15 protein-coding genes are annotated in these 15,744 nt (G+C 71.6%); 6 read left to right on the forward strand and 9 right to left on the reverse strand.

All coding sequences use genetic code 11. The features are described from left to right. Positions 1–94 precede the first annotated feature (94 nt). The gene (locus HD601_RS05535) at positions 95–1,354 is read left to right on the forward strand and encodes a DUF4143 domain-containing protein (protein ID WP_184820043.1); all 1,260 of its coding nucleotides are present in this window, start codon (positions 95–97) and stop codon (positions 1,352–1,354) included. A gap of 91 nt (positions 1,355–1,445) precedes the next feature. Here HD601_RS05535 and HD601_RS05540 read toward each other — a convergent pair whose 3' ends face one another. The 7 genes from HD601_RS05540 to HD601_RS05570 form a co-directional block, all read right to left on the reverse strand. Next, complete coding sequence (locus HD601_RS05540) at positions 1,446–1,862, reverse strand: PIN domain-containing protein (RefSeq protein WP_184820044.1); 417 nt, start codon at positions 1,860–1,862, stop codon at positions 1,446–1,448. Then, positions 1,859–2,110, reverse strand: a complete 252-nt coding sequence (locus HD601_RS05545; RefSeq protein WP_184820045.1) for a type II toxin-antitoxin system VapB family antitoxin — start codon at positions 2,108–2,110, stop codon at positions 1,859–1,861. The genes HD601_RS05540 and HD601_RS05545 overlap by 4 nt, the downstream gene beginning before the upstream one ends. Before the next feature lie 96 nt (positions 2,111–2,206). Next, positions 2,207–3,682 carry a Gfo/Idh/MocA family oxidoreductase gene (locus HD601_RS05550; RefSeq protein WP_184820046.1) on the reverse strand — a complete coding sequence of 492 codons (1,476 nt, stop codon included), beginning with the start codon at positions 3,680–3,682 and terminating at the stop codon, positions 2,207–2,209. A gap of 107 nt (positions 3,683–3,789) precedes the next feature. Further along, the gene (locus tag HD601_RS05555) at positions 3,790–4,626 is read right to left on the reverse strand and encodes a class II fructose-bisphosphate aldolase (protein ID WP_184820047.1); all 837 of its coding nucleotides are present in this window, start codon (positions 4,624–4,626) and stop codon (positions 3,790–3,792) included. After that, positions 4,623–5,588 carry a 1-phosphofructokinase family hexose kinase gene (locus tag HD601_RS05560; RefSeq protein ID WP_184820049.1) on the reverse strand — a complete coding sequence of 322 codons (966 nt, stop codon included), beginning with the start codon at positions 5,586–5,588 and terminating at the stop codon, positions 4,623–4,625. Before HD601_RS05560 ends, HD601_RS05555 begins: the two co-directional genes overlap by 4 nt. Next, positions 5,572–6,582 (reverse strand): ROK family protein, encoded by a 1,011-nt coding sequence (locus tag HD601_RS05565; RefSeq protein ID WP_221440564.1) that lies wholly within the window; start codon positions 6,580–6,582, stop codon positions 5,572–5,574. The genes HD601_RS05560 and HD601_RS05565 overlap by 17 nt, the downstream gene beginning before the upstream one ends. A 1-nt stretch (position 6,583) precedes the next feature. Next, complete coding sequence (locus tag HD601_RS05570; RefSeq protein ID WP_184820051.1) at positions 6,584–7,480, reverse strand: SIS domain-containing protein; 897 nt, start codon at positions 7,478–7,480, stop codon at positions 6,584–6,586. Between the two features lie 236 nt (positions 7,481–7,716). Between HD601_RS05570 and HD601_RS05575 the strand changes: the two genes are divergently transcribed. Genes HD601_RS05575 through HD601_RS05590 form a run of 4 tightly spaced genes read left to right on the forward strand, consistent with a single transcriptional unit; the run spans position 7,717 to position 11,558 of the window. Further along, complete coding sequence (locus HD601_RS05575) at positions 7,717–8,967, forward strand: extracellular solute-binding protein (RefSeq protein WP_184820053.1); 1,251 nt, start codon at positions 7,717–7,719, stop codon at positions 8,965–8,967. Beyond that, a complete protein-coding gene (locus HD601_RS05580) occupies positions 8,964–9,860 on the forward strand; it encodes a carbohydrate ABC transporter permease (protein ID WP_184820055.1) in 897 nt (298 codons plus the stop codon). The genes HD601_RS05575 and HD601_RS05580 overlap by 4 nt, the downstream gene beginning before the upstream one ends. Positions 9,861–9,904: 44 nt before the next feature. Continuing rightward, positions 9,905–10,708, forward strand: a complete 804-nt coding sequence (locus HD601_RS05585; protein ID WP_184829480.1) for an ABC transporter permease subunit — start codon at positions 9,905–9,907, stop codon at positions 10,706–10,708. A 13-nt stretch (positions 10,709–10,721) separates the two neighbouring features. After that, the gene (locus HD601_RS05590) at positions 10,722–11,558 is read left to right on the forward strand and encodes a DeoR family transcriptional regulator (protein ID WP_221440566.1); all 837 of its coding nucleotides are present in this window, start codon (positions 10,722–10,724) and stop codon (positions 11,556–11,558) included. Between the two features lie 8 nt (positions 11,559–11,566). Here HD601_RS05590 and HD601_RS34600 read toward each other — a convergent pair whose 3' ends face one another. Both HD601_RS34600 and HD601_RS35435 read right to left on the reverse strand, forming a co-directional pair. Continuing rightward, positions 11,567–13,117, reverse strand: coding sequence for an LCP family glycopolymer transferase (locus HD601_RS34600; protein ID WP_184820057.1), 1,551 nt, complete (start codon positions 13,115–13,117; stop codon positions 11,567–11,569). A gap of 221 nt (positions 13,118–13,338) precedes the next feature. Then, the gene (locus tag HD601_RS35435; protein ID WP_221440567.1) at positions 13,339–13,854 is read right to left on the reverse strand and encodes a GNAT family N-acetyltransferase; all 516 of its coding nucleotides are present in this window, start codon (positions 13,852–13,854) and stop codon (positions 13,339–13,341) included. A 27-nt stretch (positions 13,855–13,881) separates the two neighbouring features. Between HD601_RS35435 and HD601_RS05605 the strand changes: the two genes are divergently transcribed. Next, positions 13,882–15,528: a DNA repair helicase XPB gene (locus HD601_RS05605; protein ID WP_184820059.1), complete on the forward strand. Its 1,647-nt coding sequence runs from the start codon at positions 13,882–13,884 to the stop codon at positions 15,526–15,528. Positions 15,529–15,744 lie beyond the last annotated feature (216 nt).

Below are 15,744 nucleotides of genomic sequence, written 5' to 3' on the forward strand. Positions count from 1 at the left end.
GTGGTTGGATCAGTGATGATCAAGGGCTCGGGACGTCGAATCAAGATCGTAAAATCTGTTAGCACGTTCTCCAAATTTCAATTAGTATGGTGGCGTGAATTATCTGCCGAGGCTGGCGCAAGACCGGCTGGCGGAACGGACCGGCGCCTTCCGGGTCGTCGTGGTCAACGGACCGCGGCAAGCCGGCAAGACCACCCTGCTCAGGTTGTTCGAAGCGAACCGAGGCGGCTCACTCCGCTCGTTGGACGACGCCACGACGCTCCGGTCGGCGCTCGCCGATCCCGCGGGATTCGTGCGATTCGGCGCGACGCCGAGGATGATCGACGAGGTCCAGCGCGGCGGAGACGACCTGGTCGTCGCCATCAAATACGTGGTCGACCGCGACGACACACCCGGCCAGTTCATCCTCTCCGGGTCGACGCGGTTCCTGACCGTCCCGACCATCTCCGAGTCGCTGGCCGGCCGGGCGGTCTTCGTCGAGGTCTGGCCCTTCGCCGTAGCGGAACGCACGGGAGCACCGGCCGACTTCTGTGCGCTGCTGTTCGGCGACAGCGCGCAACTGACGCAGGCCGCCACGTCACCATGGACCCGCGACCGCTACGCCGATCTCTTCTGCACCGGCGGCTACCCAGAGGTCCTGCGATTGCAGGCCGCGAATCTGCGACACGGCTGGTTCGACGGATACCTCAGCACGGTCGTCCTGCGAGACGTCGCGAGCTTCGCCCAGGTGCGGCACGCCGAGATCCTGCCAAGACTGCTCGCCCTGGTGACGGCGCGGGCCGGCAGCCAGCTCGTCGTCTCCGATGTCGCTCAGAGCCTGCAGCTCAATCAGGCCACCGTGCGCGATTACCTGACCCATCTCGACACCGTCTTCCTGACGGGCCGCGTCTCGCCCTGGTCCTCGAACATCACGACGAGGCTGGTCAAGACGCCGAAGGTCTATCCCACCGACGCAGGCCTGGCGGCCCATCTGCTCCAGGTCGATGCCGACGCCCTCACAGCGCCCGGGCATTCCTCGCTCGGCGCCATGGTGGAGTGCTTCGTCTACGCGGAGCTCACGAGGCTGCTCGCCGTCAGCGACCTCGGCGCCTCGCTGCACTTCTACCGCGACCACGACGGTCGCGAGGTCGACTTCGTCCTCGAACGGCGTAACGGCCAGATCGTCGGCATCGAGGTCAAGGCCTCTTCGTCGGTGGGTGCGGGCGACTTCCGGCACCTCCGCTGGCTCCGCGACCGAGTGGGCGACCGGTTCGCGGGCGGCTACGTCCTCTACCTGGGTACCGAGTCGCTGCCGTTCGGAGACGGCATGACCGCACTTCCACTCTCCGCGATGTGGCACCACCACGACCTCTGACGGCGGTGACGGCGAGGCCCGTGCGGACGATCTCGACAACCGCTGTCCCGTCGCGTGGTCGCTACGTGGCTTGACGCGGCACTCGGGGTGATCATGACGGGCGGAGCACCTCGAGGTGGGTACGGGCGAAGTCGTCGCCGACGCAGAGGACCGGGATGCCGAGTTCGGCGGCTACGCCGTACGTGAAGCAGTCCCCATAGTTGAGTGCGGCCGGGTGACGGCCCTTGCCGAACAGCCGCCATCCCTCCAGCGCCCGCTCCGCGATGACCGGATCGACCTCGACCAGTTCGATGTCGGAATCGCGGACGAAACGAGCCGCCGCTCCCGTCGCGACGGGTCCCATGCGGGTCTCGAGCACGATGCCGAGCTCGAGGTAGGTGGCCGACGCCATGTATCGGTGCCGCGTGGCCGACAGGGTGTCGATCAGCCAGTCGGCTCCGTTCTCGCCGGTCAGGATGGCGACGACCGCCGAAGTGTCGACGACGAGTGCCTGGGCGCCATCGGTCACCGGGGCAGGCCGTGCTCGTCGTAGCCGAGGATCTCCTCAGCGGAGCGCGCATCGACGACCTCGTGACCACGAAGATCGGCTTGAAGCGCACGCAGCCGCCGGCTGATGCGGTTGCGAGATCCGCCACGCTCACGGTCGAGTCGTTCGCGCAACGCGATGACCACAGCAGTCGTCAGAGACTCCCCGGTCACCCCGGACAGTTCGCGGGCCAGCCGATCCGCTTCGTCACTCTTGATACTCAGGGCCATGCCAGAATTCTACCGCGAGGAAGAGAATTCTAGAAAGCGGCGGGGTGAGCGGGACCGGCATCCCGCACACCCCGCCGAGAGCGGAGACGAAACCCGTCAGCCGTCGAGCCAGGGGTCGTCCGGGCGTTCGCGGTCGAAGGTGGGCCGGGGGTCCTCCCAGTAGCCGCGCGTGAAGTCGGGCACCTTGACCGCCTTGATGCGCCCGCCCTTCATCGACTCGTGGCTGAGCGGGATGACCGAGCACCAGGCCGCGGAGTCGTACACGTCGATGTCGGGCGTCATGCCCAGCCGCATGAGCTGCACCAGGCGGAAGATGGCGATGAAGTCGCCGCCGCCGTGGCCGCCGTACTGGTCGGCGAGGTCCTCCAGGGCCGGCCAGAGCCAGTGGTCGTGCTCCGCCATGATCGAGTTGAAGGCCGAGCCGGTGCGCCACGAGTGGTTCGTGTGTCCGAGCGACTCGAGGTAGATGCGGGCGTTGTCCAGCTCGACGACACCACTGCTGCCGGTGAGAGTGGTCTCGCGGCTGTAGGGGTGCGGCGAGTTGACGTCGTGCTCGACCCGGATCATCCGGCCGTTCGCGGTCTTGATGAGGGCGGTGTGGCGGTCGCCGGAGATGTACTCGTCGTCGTCCCAGGAGGAGTGGTCGGGGCCGACGCGCGGGTCGTTCTCGCGGAACAGGGCGAGGTTCATCGGCGGCGACGCGACGGCGACCAGCTCGGCGAAGCGGTCGCCGCGGTTGATGCCCATGGTCGCCGACACCGGACCCAGGCCGTGCATCGGGTAGTGCAGGGCGTTCATCCGGGTCTGCCAGTGCCGCCGCCAGTACTCCGGGTAGTACGCCCCGCCGAAGAAGTACGGCCAGCGGAGGTCATGCACGTAGCCGCCGGACGCGTGCTGCAGCTCGCCGAACAGCCCGGCCTGGGCCATGTTGAACATCCGCAGCTCGGGCCGGAAGTAGTTGACGTTCTCGAGCAGCATGCAGTGCTTGCCGGTGCGCTCCGAGGTGCGCACGAGGTCCCAGATCTCGTCCAGGTGAGGCGAGATGGGCAGCTCGACGGCGACGTGCTTGCCGTGCTCCATGGCGGCCTTGGCCTGCGGGTAGTGCCACTCCCACGGCGTCGCGACGTAGACGAGGTCGATGTCGTCGCGGCGGACCAGGTTCAGGAAGTCCTCCTCGCCGTCGGAGTAGCCGACCGGCTCGGTGTCCTGGAAGCCCTGCGCCATGATGCGCCCGATGGTGCGGCTGACCCGCTCGGGCCGGATGTCGCAGACGGCGGTGACGTTCGAGACGGCGCCCCAGCGGACGTCCTGGCCGCCGCCGCGCTCGCCGAGGCCGATGAGGCCGACGCGGACGTGCTCGAACCCCTCGAACGGCACCTCGGCCATGGACCGCTCGCGCCCCTTGATGCGCGGCGGCTCGCGGCGGGTGTCGTCCGCGCCGGCCTCGTCGGGCGCGGACGAGGCGCCCGCGACTCCGGCGGCGGTCCCACCGAGGCCGGCGGCGGCGCCGATCGCGGCGCCGGTCCTGATGATGTCGCGACGGGAGGGTCGATACCTGTGCGGAAGGGCCACGCGAATCACTCCCTTGATCGATCATGCAAACTTTCACGGCGTAACGAGCAGTATTCGTCACACAATCAGTAAGCACAAGGGTCAAAGGGGGGCAAAGAAGATCTCCGTCAGGCCGCGCGCAGCACGCCGAGCAGCCGGGCCGTCTCCGCGGCCAGCGCCTCACGGCCCGCCGACACGTAGCGGCGCGGATCGACCAGACCGGCGTCGGCGTCGAGGCGCCCGCGCACCGCGCCGGTGAACACCGCGTTGAGGTGGGTCGCGATGTTCACCTTCGTCATCCCGGCCGCCACCGCCTTCGTCAGCTCCTCGTCGGGCACGCCGGACGAGCCGTGCAGCACCAGCGGGACGGGGACGGCGGCACGCAGGGCGGCGACGAGGTCGTGGTCGACGACGGCGTCGCGCGTGCGCATGGCGTGCGAGGTCCCCACGGCGACGGCGAGCGAGTCGACCCCCGTCGCCTCGACGAACGCCACCGCCTCGGCCGGGTCGGTGCGCGCGCCCGGGGCGTGCACGCCGTCCTTGCCGCCGACCTCGCCCAGCTCGGCCTCGACGGCGACGCCGTGCGCGTGGCAGTGGTCGACGACGGCGCGGGTGGCGGCGACGTTGTCGGCGTAGTCGAGCGTCGACGCGTCGAACATGACGCTGGTGACGCCCAGCTCTACCGCCTCGTGCACCAGGGCCGCGTCCTCGGCGTGGTCGAGGTGCACGACCACCGGCACGGACGCCGCCCGCGCGACGGCCAGGGTCGCGACGGCGATAGGCTCGAGCGCGCCGTGGTAGCGCACGCAGTTCTGGCTGATTTGGAGCACGACGGGGGCAGCTGCCCGCTCCGCGCCGGTCACCAGGCCCTCGGCGTGCTCGAGCAGGATCACGTTGAAGGCGCCGATGCCGCCGCCGCGCTCCGCCGCCCGGCCGAACAGCTCCGTCATCGAGGTCAGCGTCATTCCACACGCTCCGCATGCAGGGTGGGCAGGAACCGTTCGTAGGCGGCGAGGTCGACCTCGCCGGCGGCCGCGGCCAGGACCGCGGCGGCGCCGAGTGCGGCGGCGTCGGTCAGCGCCTCGGGCCAGGGCGTGCCCGCGACCAGGCCGCGGACCAGGGCGGCGACGGTGGCGTCGCCGGCACCGGTGGGGTTGCCGGCCACGCCGGGGACGCCGGCCACCCGCCAGACGGCGCTCTCACCGGACCCGCCGGAGCCGTCGACCCCCAGGAGGCCGTCGGCGCCCAGCGACACCACCACCCGCTCGGCACCCAGGGCGAGCAGCCGCCCGGCCGCACCGCTGACGCCGTCGTCGCCCGGCAGCGCCTCGGCCAGCTCGTGGGCGTTGGGCTTGACCAGTGCGGGACCGGCCCCGGCCACGGTGAGCAGCGCCGGCCCGGAGGTGTCGGCGACGGCGGGCACCCCGGCGTCGCGGGCGGCTGCCACCAGCCGGGGCAGCAGGTCCGACGGCGCGCCCGCGGGCAGGCTGCCCGACACGACCAGGGCCACCGCGTCGCCCAGCTCCTCGGCGACCGCAGCCACGAACGCCGACCACTCGTCTTCTGACAGCGCCCGCCCCGGCTCGTTGAACGCCGTCGCCGCGCCGGTGTCGTCGACGACGGTGACCGTGCGGCGGGTCGCGGCGGCGACGGGGACCGCTCGGACGGCGTGTCCGCCGGCCCGCAGCTCGGCGGCCAGCCAGTCGCCGCCCGGACCGCCGAGCGGCGCCACGACCACGGCCGGCACGCCGAGCACCCGCAGGACCCGGGCGACGTTGACGCCCTTGCCGCCGGGCCGCTCCAGCACGTCGCGCACCCGGTGGCTCGCACCGGGCGCCCACGACCCGACCCGGTAGGTGACGTCGACCGCGGGGTTCGGCGTGACGCACAGGACGCGGCTCACGACGACATCAGTCGGTCGGCTCATGCGGCGGCACCTCACTTCCACCATTCGGCTCTCGGTCTGGACCGACGACTCGGCGGGACCTCCGGCCCCGCGTCGCCGCCGGTGCCGCTCGAGCCTCCCTGGGGATCAGCTCCCGGGCCAGCAGCCCCGCGCCCACGCAGCCGGCGGTGTCGCCCAGCTCGGCGGCCACGAGGCGCGGCGGCCGCTGGAAGGTCAGCCGCGCCTTCAGCCGGCCGGCCAGCGGCTCCAGCACGAGGTCGGCCGACTCGCCCAGCCCGCCGCCCACCGCGACCACCTCGGGCGCGACCACCCCGGTGAGCAGCGCCAGCCCGGCGGCCAGCGCGTCGAGCGCCTCGTCCCAGACGGCGACGGCGGCGGGATCGCCGCGCCGGACCAGCTCGGCGACGTCGAGACTGCCGCCCACGGCGACCCCGGTGGCGGCCGTGTACCGGCGCGCGACGGCGGCGGCCGACGCGACGGCCTCGAGGCAGCCGCGGCCGCCGCACGCGCAGACCAGCGAGTGCCCGACGTCGACATGGCCGATCTCGCCCGCGTAGCCGTCGCCGGCGAACACCCGGCCGTCGAGCACCAGCGCCGCCGCGATGCCCGTCCCGACCGGCAGGAACACCGCGTTTCGCGCGCCCCGCAGGGCACCGGCCCGGTGCTCGGCCAGCCCGCCCGCCCGCACGTCGTGCCCGACGGCGACCGGGCACCCCAGCCGCTCGGCCAGCAGCGCGCGCAGCGGGACGTCGTGCCAGCCCAGGTTCTCGGCATGCACCGCCACGCCCGCGGCCTCGTCGACGATGCCCGGCACCACGACGCCGACCGCGGCCGGCCGCACCCCACGAGCCAGCCGCCGCGCGATCGCCTCGACCGCGTCGACCACGGGCCGGCCGTCGAGCCCGGCCGCCGGCGTCGCCGTCCGGTCGACCGAGCGCACCGCGCCGTCGTCGTCGACCACCCCGGCCTTGACGGACGTGCCGCCGACGTCGACCGCGACCACCCGCGGCGCCACGTCAGCGGCCCGGGAGGACGACCGAGCGGGTGAGATGCCGCGGCCGGTCGGGGTCGAGCCCGCGCCGCTCCGCCAGCGCGACCGCGAGCCGCTGCGCCACGACCAGCTGCGCCATGGGGTCGAGGTCGCTGCTGACGAACGTCGCGCCCGTGGCCGCCACCTCGGCCTCGAGCCCGCCGGGCGGCGGGCCGAACGACCACACCAGCCGGCCCGGCTGGGCGATCGAGACCGGGCCGTGCCGGTAGTCCATGGCGGGGTAGGACTCGGCCCAGAACTGCGCGGACTCGCGCAGCTTGAGTGCCGCCTCGTGTGCCAGGCCGACCGTCCAGCCGCGCCCCACGAACGTCGCCTGCTCGATGCCGGTCAGCCCGTCGAGCGGCTCGTCCAGCGCCTTCTCGGCGTCGGCGACCACTGGGCCGAGGTCGTGCCCGAGGTGCGCGCGCAGCAGCGCCAGCGTGCTGGTGGCCGCGCGCGTCTGCACGACCGAGCGCTCGTCGGCGAAGTCGAGCACGACCGCCTCGTCGGCGGCGTCGGCGGCGGGCGAGTCGGCGACCGCGGTGAGCACAACGACGCGGGGCGCCTCGCCCGGACCGCCGCGCAGCGCCGCGATCAGGTCGAGCACCTCCGTCGTCGTGCCCGAGCGCGTGATGGCGACGACGGTGTCGTAGCGCCGGCCCGGCGGCAGCTCGGAGGCGGCGAACGCGTCGGACTCGCCCTGTCCCGCCTGCTCGCGCAGCGCCGCGTACGCCATGGCGACGAACCACGACGTGCCGCAGCCGGCCACGGCGACCCGCTCGCCCGGCGCCGGGAGCACCCGGCGCGCGTGGTCGAGCAGGTCCGCGACGCGGACCCAGCAGGCCGGCTGACTGGCGATCTCCGCCCTGACGTGTTCGGTCATCGATGTGCCGTCCCCTCGCCGCTCGGACCGTTCGAGTGCATCATATCGACCGAACTCAGCATCAAACGCTCAGCTTCGGTCAGACGACGTCACATGCTGCAGAGGTTTCGGTTGAGTCACACCTGTTGACATGGTCTGCCGGGCTCGCCACGATGGGTGCCCACATCGACAGATTGTGCGCGAAACGTTCGTGAAACGCATGCAATCAATCATCGCGCCGAGCGCCTGGAGGCGACGTGAGACGACTGGTGTCCTTGACGGCGGCGACGGTGGCGGCCGGGCTCGCGCTCACGGCCTGCGGGTTCGGCGGCGACGACGGCGGCAGCGGTGGCTCCGAGGACGAGGGCGGCGCCACCACGATCGACCTGCTGGTCCCCCAGTACAGCGACGGCACCACCGCGCTGTGGGAAGAGATCATCGCCTCGTTCGAGGACGCGAACCCCGACGTCACCGTCAACCTCGAGGTGCAGTCGTGGGACAACATCAACGACGTCATCCGCACCAAGGTGCAGGCCGGTGAGGCGCCGGACATCCTCAACATCGACGCGTTCAGCGGCTTCGCCAAGGACGACCTGCTGTACCCGGCCGACGAGATCGTGTCCGAGGAGACCTTCGGCGACTTCCAGGACTCGTTCATCGAGAACGCCTCGCTCGACGGCACCGTCTACGGCCTGCCGATGATCGCCTCGGCGCGGGCGCTGTTCTACAACGAGGACGTGCTCGCGCAGGCCGGCATCACCGAGCCGCCGGCCACCTGGGACGACCTGCTGGCCGCCGGCACCGCCGTCGCGGGGCTCGGCACCGGGGTCTTCGGCTACGGCATGCCGCTGGGCAGCGAGGATGCGCAGGCCGAGACCTCCATCTGGACGTTCGGCGGCGGCGGCTCGTGGACCGACGGCGACGCCATCACCGTCGACACCCCGGAGAACCTCGCGGCCGTCGAGTTCATGAAGCAGATGATCGACGCCGGCGCCACCCAGCCCGACCCCGGCGCCACCGACCGCACGCCCATGCTCGACGTGTTCGTGCAGGGCCAGATCGCCATGGCCGTCGGCCTGCCGCCCACCATCGGGCAGATCGAGGAGCGCAACCCCGACCTCAACTACGGGATCGCGCCCGTGCCCACGCAGGACGGCTCGCCCGTCACCCTCGGCGTCGCCGACCACCTCATGGCGTTCCGCAACGACGACGACAAGCAGGACGCCATCACGGCGTTCCTCGACCACTTCTTCGCCACCGACACGTACCTGACCTTCGTCGACACCGAGGGCTTCCTGCCGACCACGAAGTCCGGCGCCGAGGGCACCGCCAACGCCGAGCGGTTCGCCGACTTCCTCGAGGTGCTGCCGGACGCGCAGTTCTACCCGAGCACCAACGAGGCCTGGGCCGCCACCCAGGGCGCGCTGCAGAGCCTGGTCGGCCAGATCCAGACCCAGGACGCCGCCTCGGTCCTGCAGCAGATCCAGGCCGGCGCCGACAACGCATGACGACGGGCGGTCGCCCGGCGCGCTGGACCGCGTCGGCCCGAGCCCTCCCGTGGCTCGGGCCGACGCTGGTCCTCGTCGCCGGCGTGGTGTTCTTCCCGGCCGGCTACATGGCCTGGACGTCGTTCCGCGACCTCAGCCAGTTCGGCGTCGACAACGGCCCGGCCGGTTTCGACAACTACGCGCGGTTGCTGGAGTTCACCGCGCTGTCGCGGGTGCTGCTCAACACCGTGGTCTGGGTGGCCGGTGTCGTCGTGGTGACGGTGCTGCTCTCGCTGGGGCTGGCGCAGTTCCTCGACAAGGCGTTCCCGGGACGGCGGTTCGTGCGGCTCACCGTCATCGTGCCGTGGGCGGCCAGCGTCGTCATGACCACCACCGTCATCTACTACGGGCTGGACCCGTTCTACGGCGTCATCAACGCCTTCCTCGTCGACGTCGGCCTGCTGGACCAGCCGTACGGCTTCACCCGCAACGCGGTGCCGGCGTTCCTGACGGCCATGGGCATCGCGGTGTTCGTGTCGCTGCCGTTCACCACGTACACCCTGCTGGCCGGGCTGCAGACGATCCCGTCGGACGTGCGCGAAGCCGCGGCCATGGACGGCGCCGGGCCGTGGGCGACGTACCGGCGGATCATCCTGCCGCTGCTGCGCCCGGCGCTCGCCGTCGCCACGATCATCAACATCATCAACGTGTTCAACTCGCTGCCGATCCTGCAGGTCATCACCGGCTCGATCCCCGGCTACAACGCCGACACCACGACCACCCTGATCTTCAAGTTCATCCGGGCCGACCGGCAGATCGACACCGCCAGCGCGCTGAGCATCGTCAACTTCCTCATCGTGCTCGCGGTGATCCTCGTGTACCTGAAGGTCGTCAAGCCGATGAGGGAGGACTGACTGTGGCCGCCGCCGTCCGACCCCGGAACGCCCGCCGGCCGCTGATGGCCGCCGCCGGGGCCCTCATCGCGCTGGTCTTCGTGCTCCCGTACCTGATCATGCTGATCGGGTCGTTCAAGTCGCGCTCGGAGATCCTGCGCGTCCCGCCGACCTACCTGCCGCAGGAGTGGCTGCCGTCGAACTACGTGGACATGTGGTCCACGCCCGAGACGCCGCTGCCGTACAACCTGGTGTCGACGATCGTCATCTCGGTCTGCGCGACGCTGGTCGTGCTGGCGGTCGCCGCACCGGCCGCGTACTACACCGCGCGGCACCGGTTCCCGGGACGGCTGGTCTTCCTGCTGCTCGTGCTGGTGACGCAGATGCTGCAGCCGACGGTGCTGGCCACCGGCCTGTTCCGGCAGTTCGTGACGCTCGGCATCAACGACACCTGGCTGGCGATGATCCTGGTCAACAGCGCGTTCAACCTGTCGTTCGCGGTCTGGATCATGCACAGTTTCTTCGCCGCGATCCCCCGCGAGCTCGACGAGGCGGCCGCGCTGGACGGCGCGTCGAGGCTGCAGATCCTGCGCCGCGTCACGATGCCGCTGGTGTGGCCGGGCGTGGTGACGGCGATCATCTTCACGTTCGTCGCCTGCTGGAACGAGTTCGCCGCCAGCCTCGTCATCCTCACCACGGCCGAGAACCAGCCGCTCTCCGTGGCGCTGACCAAGTTCGTCGGGCAGTACGAGTCGGCCTGGCAGTATGTGTTCGGGGTGTCGATCGTCGGAATCCTGCCGGTGGTCATACTGTTCGCACTCATCGAGAAGAGGCTGGTGGCGGGGCTGACCGCCGGAGCGGTCAAGTGAGGGGGACGCCGTCGTGACCGAGGTCCCGCCGGAGGACGCCGGCACCGATCCCGAGGGCCAGACGCCCGATCGCGCCCGCCGCTGGCGCCAGATGCTCGACCTCCTGGCCGAGCGCGGCCGGCTCAGCGTCACCGAGACCGCCTCCGCGCTGTCGGTGTCCGAGGCGACGGTCCGCCGCGACTTCACCGAACTGGCCCGCCAGCAACTGGTCACCCGCACCCACGGCGGCGTGCTCGCCACCGCCGTCGCCTATGACCTGCCGGCCCGCTACCGCGCGTCGTCGGGCAGCGACCCCAAGGAGCGCATCGCCGCGCTCGCCGCCGACCTCGTCGAGCCCGGCATGGTCGTCGGGTTCAACGGCGGCACCACCACGTCGGCGACAGCGCGACGGCTGGCCGCCCGCATCGAGCACGGCCCGCACAGCGGCGAGCACGCCCTCACCGTCGTCACCAACGCGCTCAACATCGCCACCGAGATGGTACTGCGCCCGCACATCCGCACCGTCTCGCTCGGCGGCGTCGCGCGGCCGCAGTCCTATGAGATGACCGGCCCGCTGGCCACCCTCGTGCTGAACGAGCTGTGGCTCGACATCCTGATCCTCGGCATCGACGGCCTGACGGCGGCCGGCGGCGCGTCCTGCCGGCACGTCGGCGAGGCCGGCATCAACGCCGACATGGTGCAGCGGGCCAGCCGGGTCGTCGTCGTCGGCACCGGCGACAAGATCGGCCGCCGCGCCTTCGCCCGCATCTGCGACGTCGAGCAGGTCGGGGTCCTGGTCACCGACCCCACCGCCCCCGAGGACGAGCTCGCCGCCCTGCGCACCGCCGGGGTCGACGTCCGCGTCGTCTAGGACGGTCCCTAGCAGACGTCGTCGACGTCGACGGCGCCGTCGGCGTCGCTGGGGGTCTCGGTGACGCCCGGCGTCGGCTCCTCCTCGCCGGTCGGGTCGTCCGCGGGTGCCTCGTCCTCGCCGGTCGGCTCGTCCGCGGGCGACTCCTCGTCGGCCGGGTCGGCGGGGTCGCCGGTCGGGTCGCCGGTCGGCTCGTCGCCCGGACCCGGCGGAGGCGTCTCGGGCGGCGGGTCGAGGGACTCCTGGACGTACTCGCGGATGACGTCGTAGTCGGGGTTGTGGTACTCGATGATGTCGTTGGTGAACGGCAGGCTGCGCAGGCCGCCGGACTCCTGCACCTTGAGCGCCAGCTGCGCGAAGTCGGACAGCCGCGACTGCGTGATGTCGGTCGACATGGTGTTCTCGGCGGCCGACGCGAGCTGCTGGTAGCGGCGCAGCAGCGTGGCGGGGTCGGCCTGCTCGGCGATGGCGCCGATGACGCAGCGCTGCCGGCGCATGCGCTCGTAGTCGTCGGAGACCGGGCCGGGGCCGCAGCGGGCGCGGGCGAACCAGAGCGCGCGGTAGCCGTCGAGGTGCTGGTTCTCGCCGGGCTCGATCCAGCCCGACGGCTCGGTGCAGCGGCCGTAGGACTCCTTGGTGCCGATGGGGATGCGGTACGGGACGTCGATGTCGATGCCGCCGAACGCGTCGACCAGGTACTGGAAGCCGCGCAGGTTGACCATGACGTAGTAGGAGATGTCGAGCCCGAGCGCCTCGCCGACGATGAGCTTGACCGCCTCGGCGCCGGGGTCGGGGATGCCCTCGAAGAACTCCGGGAACTCGTGCGGCACGAACCGGTACACCGCCGACAGCCAGTAGTAGGCGTCCTCCTCGGGGCCCTCCCAGCCGTCCGGGTAGGCCTCGGCGAGCGGGGTGTCCGGCGGCATCGGCAGGTTGAGCAGGTTGCGCGGCAGCGAGAACAGCGCGGTGTCGCCGGACTCGGTGTTGATGCTGGCGACCATGACGGTGTCGGTGCGGGTCTCGTCGCGCCCGGGCCCGCTGTCGGAGCCGAGGATGAGCACGTTGACGCGCTGCTGCCCGGCCCAGGGGTCTTCGTCGGTGGTCTCGGGGACGGTGAGGCTGGGCTGGTCGTCGTCGGCGAACACGTTGCCGATGACCTCGCGCTGCGTGTACGCGTAGCGGCTGCCGAGGCTGAGCGGGCTGACCACCAGCGACGCCACCACCACGACGACGAGCGCGCCGAGCAGCCGCTGCGGCGTGCGCAGCCCGCGCGGCTGCAGTAGGTAGAGGCTGATGAGCGCGGTGAGCAGCCAGGCCGCGGCGACGGCGACGAGGACGGCGACGATGAGGTTCAGCCGCTCGGTGTCGGTGCCGGCATCGATGAGGCCCGTGGTGCCGCTGCGGTAGACGTAGAACGCGGCACCGATGGCGAGCAGGAGGAACAGGACCAGGACGGCCCAGCCCGACTTCCTGCGCCCGGCCGCGATCAGCCCGACCCCCGGGACGAGCGTGCCGATGCCGGCACGGAACAGGAACCGGCGGTACTCGTCGGGCGACACCCTGTCGCGGGAGGTGCGGGAAACCCGCCGCCCCCGACCTCGTCGGCCGACCGTCTCGTCGCTGCTCATCGATTGCCGCCGTCGCGCGCGTGCCCCTGCGCGGGCCTGCCTCCTTCGCCGGAACGTGGCCGTGCTGCCGATGGGTCGCCGGACATTGTGCCTCACGTGACGAACTCCCGCCGAGGCGCCCGCGTTCCCGGCGCGCCGGACGTGTCCCTTTCCTACAGTTTGCGCTGCATGTGGACGGAGTCGCGGTCATCGCCCGGCGCGACCCTGATGGCGCCCGGGATGCGGCCCACCTCGGCGAACCCGCAGGACTCGTAGAACCGGCCGAGACCCAGGCCCTCGCGGTAGGTGAGATGCAGGAACGCCAGCCCGTCGGCGCGCGCGTGCTCGGCCAGGCCGTCGAGCAACGCCCGGCCGGCCCCGCGGCCCCGGAACCGCGGGTGCACCTGCAGCCGCAGCACCGTCGCCCAGTGGTGGAACAGCGGGCTGGCGGAGCGGACGACGAAGCCGAACCCGGCGCGGTCGCCGTCGATGCTCAGGAGGCCGACGTACGCCGCGCCCGCCGACACCTCCGCCAGGTGCGCCTCGAGCGTGGGCCGCACGTCGCCGGGGCCGACCGGCGGGACGAAGCCGACCGCCCCGCCCGCGTTGGTGACAGCGACCCAGCAGCTCAGCAGCCAGGTGCACAGCTCGTCGTCGACATCGGTGACCCGCTCGACCGTTTCACTCACAGGGCGACCGTACGGGACAATGGCGAGGTGAACGACGGACCCCTCATCGTCCAGAGTGACAAGACCCTGCTCCTCGAGGTCGACCACGACCAGGCCGACGACTGCCGCCGCGCCATCGCGCCGTTCGCCGAGCTGGAGCGGGCTCCGGAACACGTGCACACCTATCGTCTGACCCCGCTCGGCCTGTGGAACGCCCGGGCCGCCGGTCACGACGCCGAGCAGGTCGTCGACACCCTGCTCTCCTACTCCCGCTATCCCGTCCCGCACGCCCTGCTGGTCGACGTCGCCGAGACCATGGCCCGCTACGGCCGGCTGCGTCTCGAGAGCCACCCGGTGCACGGGCTGGTCCTGGTCAGCACCGACCGCGCCGTGCTCGAAGAGGTGCTGCGCTCGAAGCGGGTCAGCCCGCTGGTGGGCAACCGGCTCGACCCCGACACCGTCGTCGTCCACCCCTCCGAGCGCGGCAACCTCAAGCAGGCCCTGGTCAAGCTGGGCTGGCCGGCCGAGGACACCGCCGGCTACGTCGACGGCGAGGCGCACCCCATCGACCTCGCGGAGGACGGCTGGACGCTGCGGCCGTACCAGCGCGAGGCCGCCGACGGCTTCTGGCACGGCGGCTCCGGCGTCGTGGTGCTCCCCTGCGGGGCCGGCAAGACGCTGGTCGGCGCCGCCGCCATGTCGAAGGCCAAGGCGACCACGCTGATCCTGGTGACCAACACCGTCGCCGCGCGGCAGTGGAAGGACGAGCTGGTCAAGCGGACCAGCCTGACCGAAGAAGAGATCGGCGAGTATTCCGGCGCCAAGAAGGAGGTCCGCCCGGTCACCATCGCCACCTACCAGGTGCTCACCACGCGGCGGAAGGGCGTCTACCCGCACCTCGAGCTGCTCGACGCCCGCGACTGGGGGCTCATCGTCTACGACGAGGTGCACCTGCTGCCGGCGCCGATCTTCCGCATGACGGCGAACCTGCAGGCCCGGCGGCGGCTCGGGCTGACGGCGACGCTGGTCCGCGAGGACGGCCGCGAGGACGACGTCTTCACGCTCATCGGGCCCAAGCGCTACGACGCGCCCTGGAAGGAGATCGAGAACCAGGGCTGGATCGCCCCCGCCGACTGCGTCGAGGTCCGGGTCACGCTGTCCGACGGCGAACGGCTCGCCTACGCGACGGCCGAGCCCGACGAGCGCTACCGGCTGGCCTCGTGCACCGACGCCAAGACCCGCGTCGTCGAGAGCCTGGTGAAGCGGCACTCCGGCGAGCCCCTGCTGATCATCGGCCAGTACATCGAGCAGCTCGACGAGATCGGCGAGCGCCTGGGCGCCCCGGTGGTCAAGGGCGAGACGACGGTGCGCGAGCGGCAACGGCTGTTCGACGGGTTCCGCTCCGGCGAGATCCGCACGCTGGTGGTCAGCAAGGTGGCCAACTTCTCCATCGACCTCCCCGAAGCCAGCGTCGCCATCCAGGTGTCCGGCACGTTCGGCTCTCGGCAAGAGGAGGCGCAGCGGCTCGGCCGCATCCTGCGCCCCAAGGCGGACGGCCGCACGGCCCGGTTCTACTCGGTCATCGTCCGCGACACCGTCGACCAGGAGTTCGCCCAGCACCGGCAGCGCTTCCTCGCCGAGCAGGGCTACGCCTACCAGATCGCCGACGCCGAGGACGTCCTGCGCGACAGCTGACACTGCCCCGGAATGATCACGTTCACTACGGAATCCCCTGCCACACCAGGCCTGTAGTCCTGGTGATGCTCGGGTAGTGCTCGTGATCCCCGCCCGCCGCGTTGATCATGGCCAAGTCGGGGTTCCCAGCATGGCGGAACCCCGATTTCCTCATGATCGACTTCGGCCGGGGTGGCGCGCCTCCTGGTCTGGTGTTGCGTCCTGGTCTGGCGTAGC

Source organism: Jiangella mangrovi, assembly GCF_014204975.1.
Classification (GTDB): Bacteria; Actinomycetota; Actinomycetes; order Jiangellales; family Jiangellaceae; genus Jiangella; species Jiangella mangrovi.

Excerpts from the sequence above, each read along its gene's own strand:
- HD601_RS05545 (WP_184820045.1), bottom strand. The coding sequence starts at position 2,110 with ATGGCCCTGAGTATCAAGAGTGACGAAGCGGATCGGCTGGCCCGCGAA.
- HD601_RS05555 (WP_184820047.1), bottom strand. The coding sequence starts at position 4,626 with ATGACGCTGACCTCGATGACGGAGCTGTTCGGCCGGGCGGCGGAGCGC.
- HD601_RS05560 (WP_184820049.1), bottom strand. The coding sequence starts at position 5,588 with ATGAGCCGACCGACTGATGTCGTCGTGAGCCGCGTCCTGTGCGTCACG.
- HD601_RS05570 (WP_184820051.1), bottom strand. The coding sequence starts at position 7,480 with ATGACCGAACACGTCAGGGCGGAGATCGCCAGTCAGCCGGCCTGCTGG.
- HD601_RS05580 (WP_184820055.1), top strand. The coding sequence starts at position 8,964 with ATGACGACGGGCGGTCGCCCGGCGCGCTGGACCGCGTCGGCCCGAGCC.
- HD601_RS05585 (WP_184829480.1), top strand. The coding sequence starts at position 9,905 with ATGGCCGCCGCCGGGGCCCTCATCGCGCTGGTCTTCGTGCTCCCGTAC.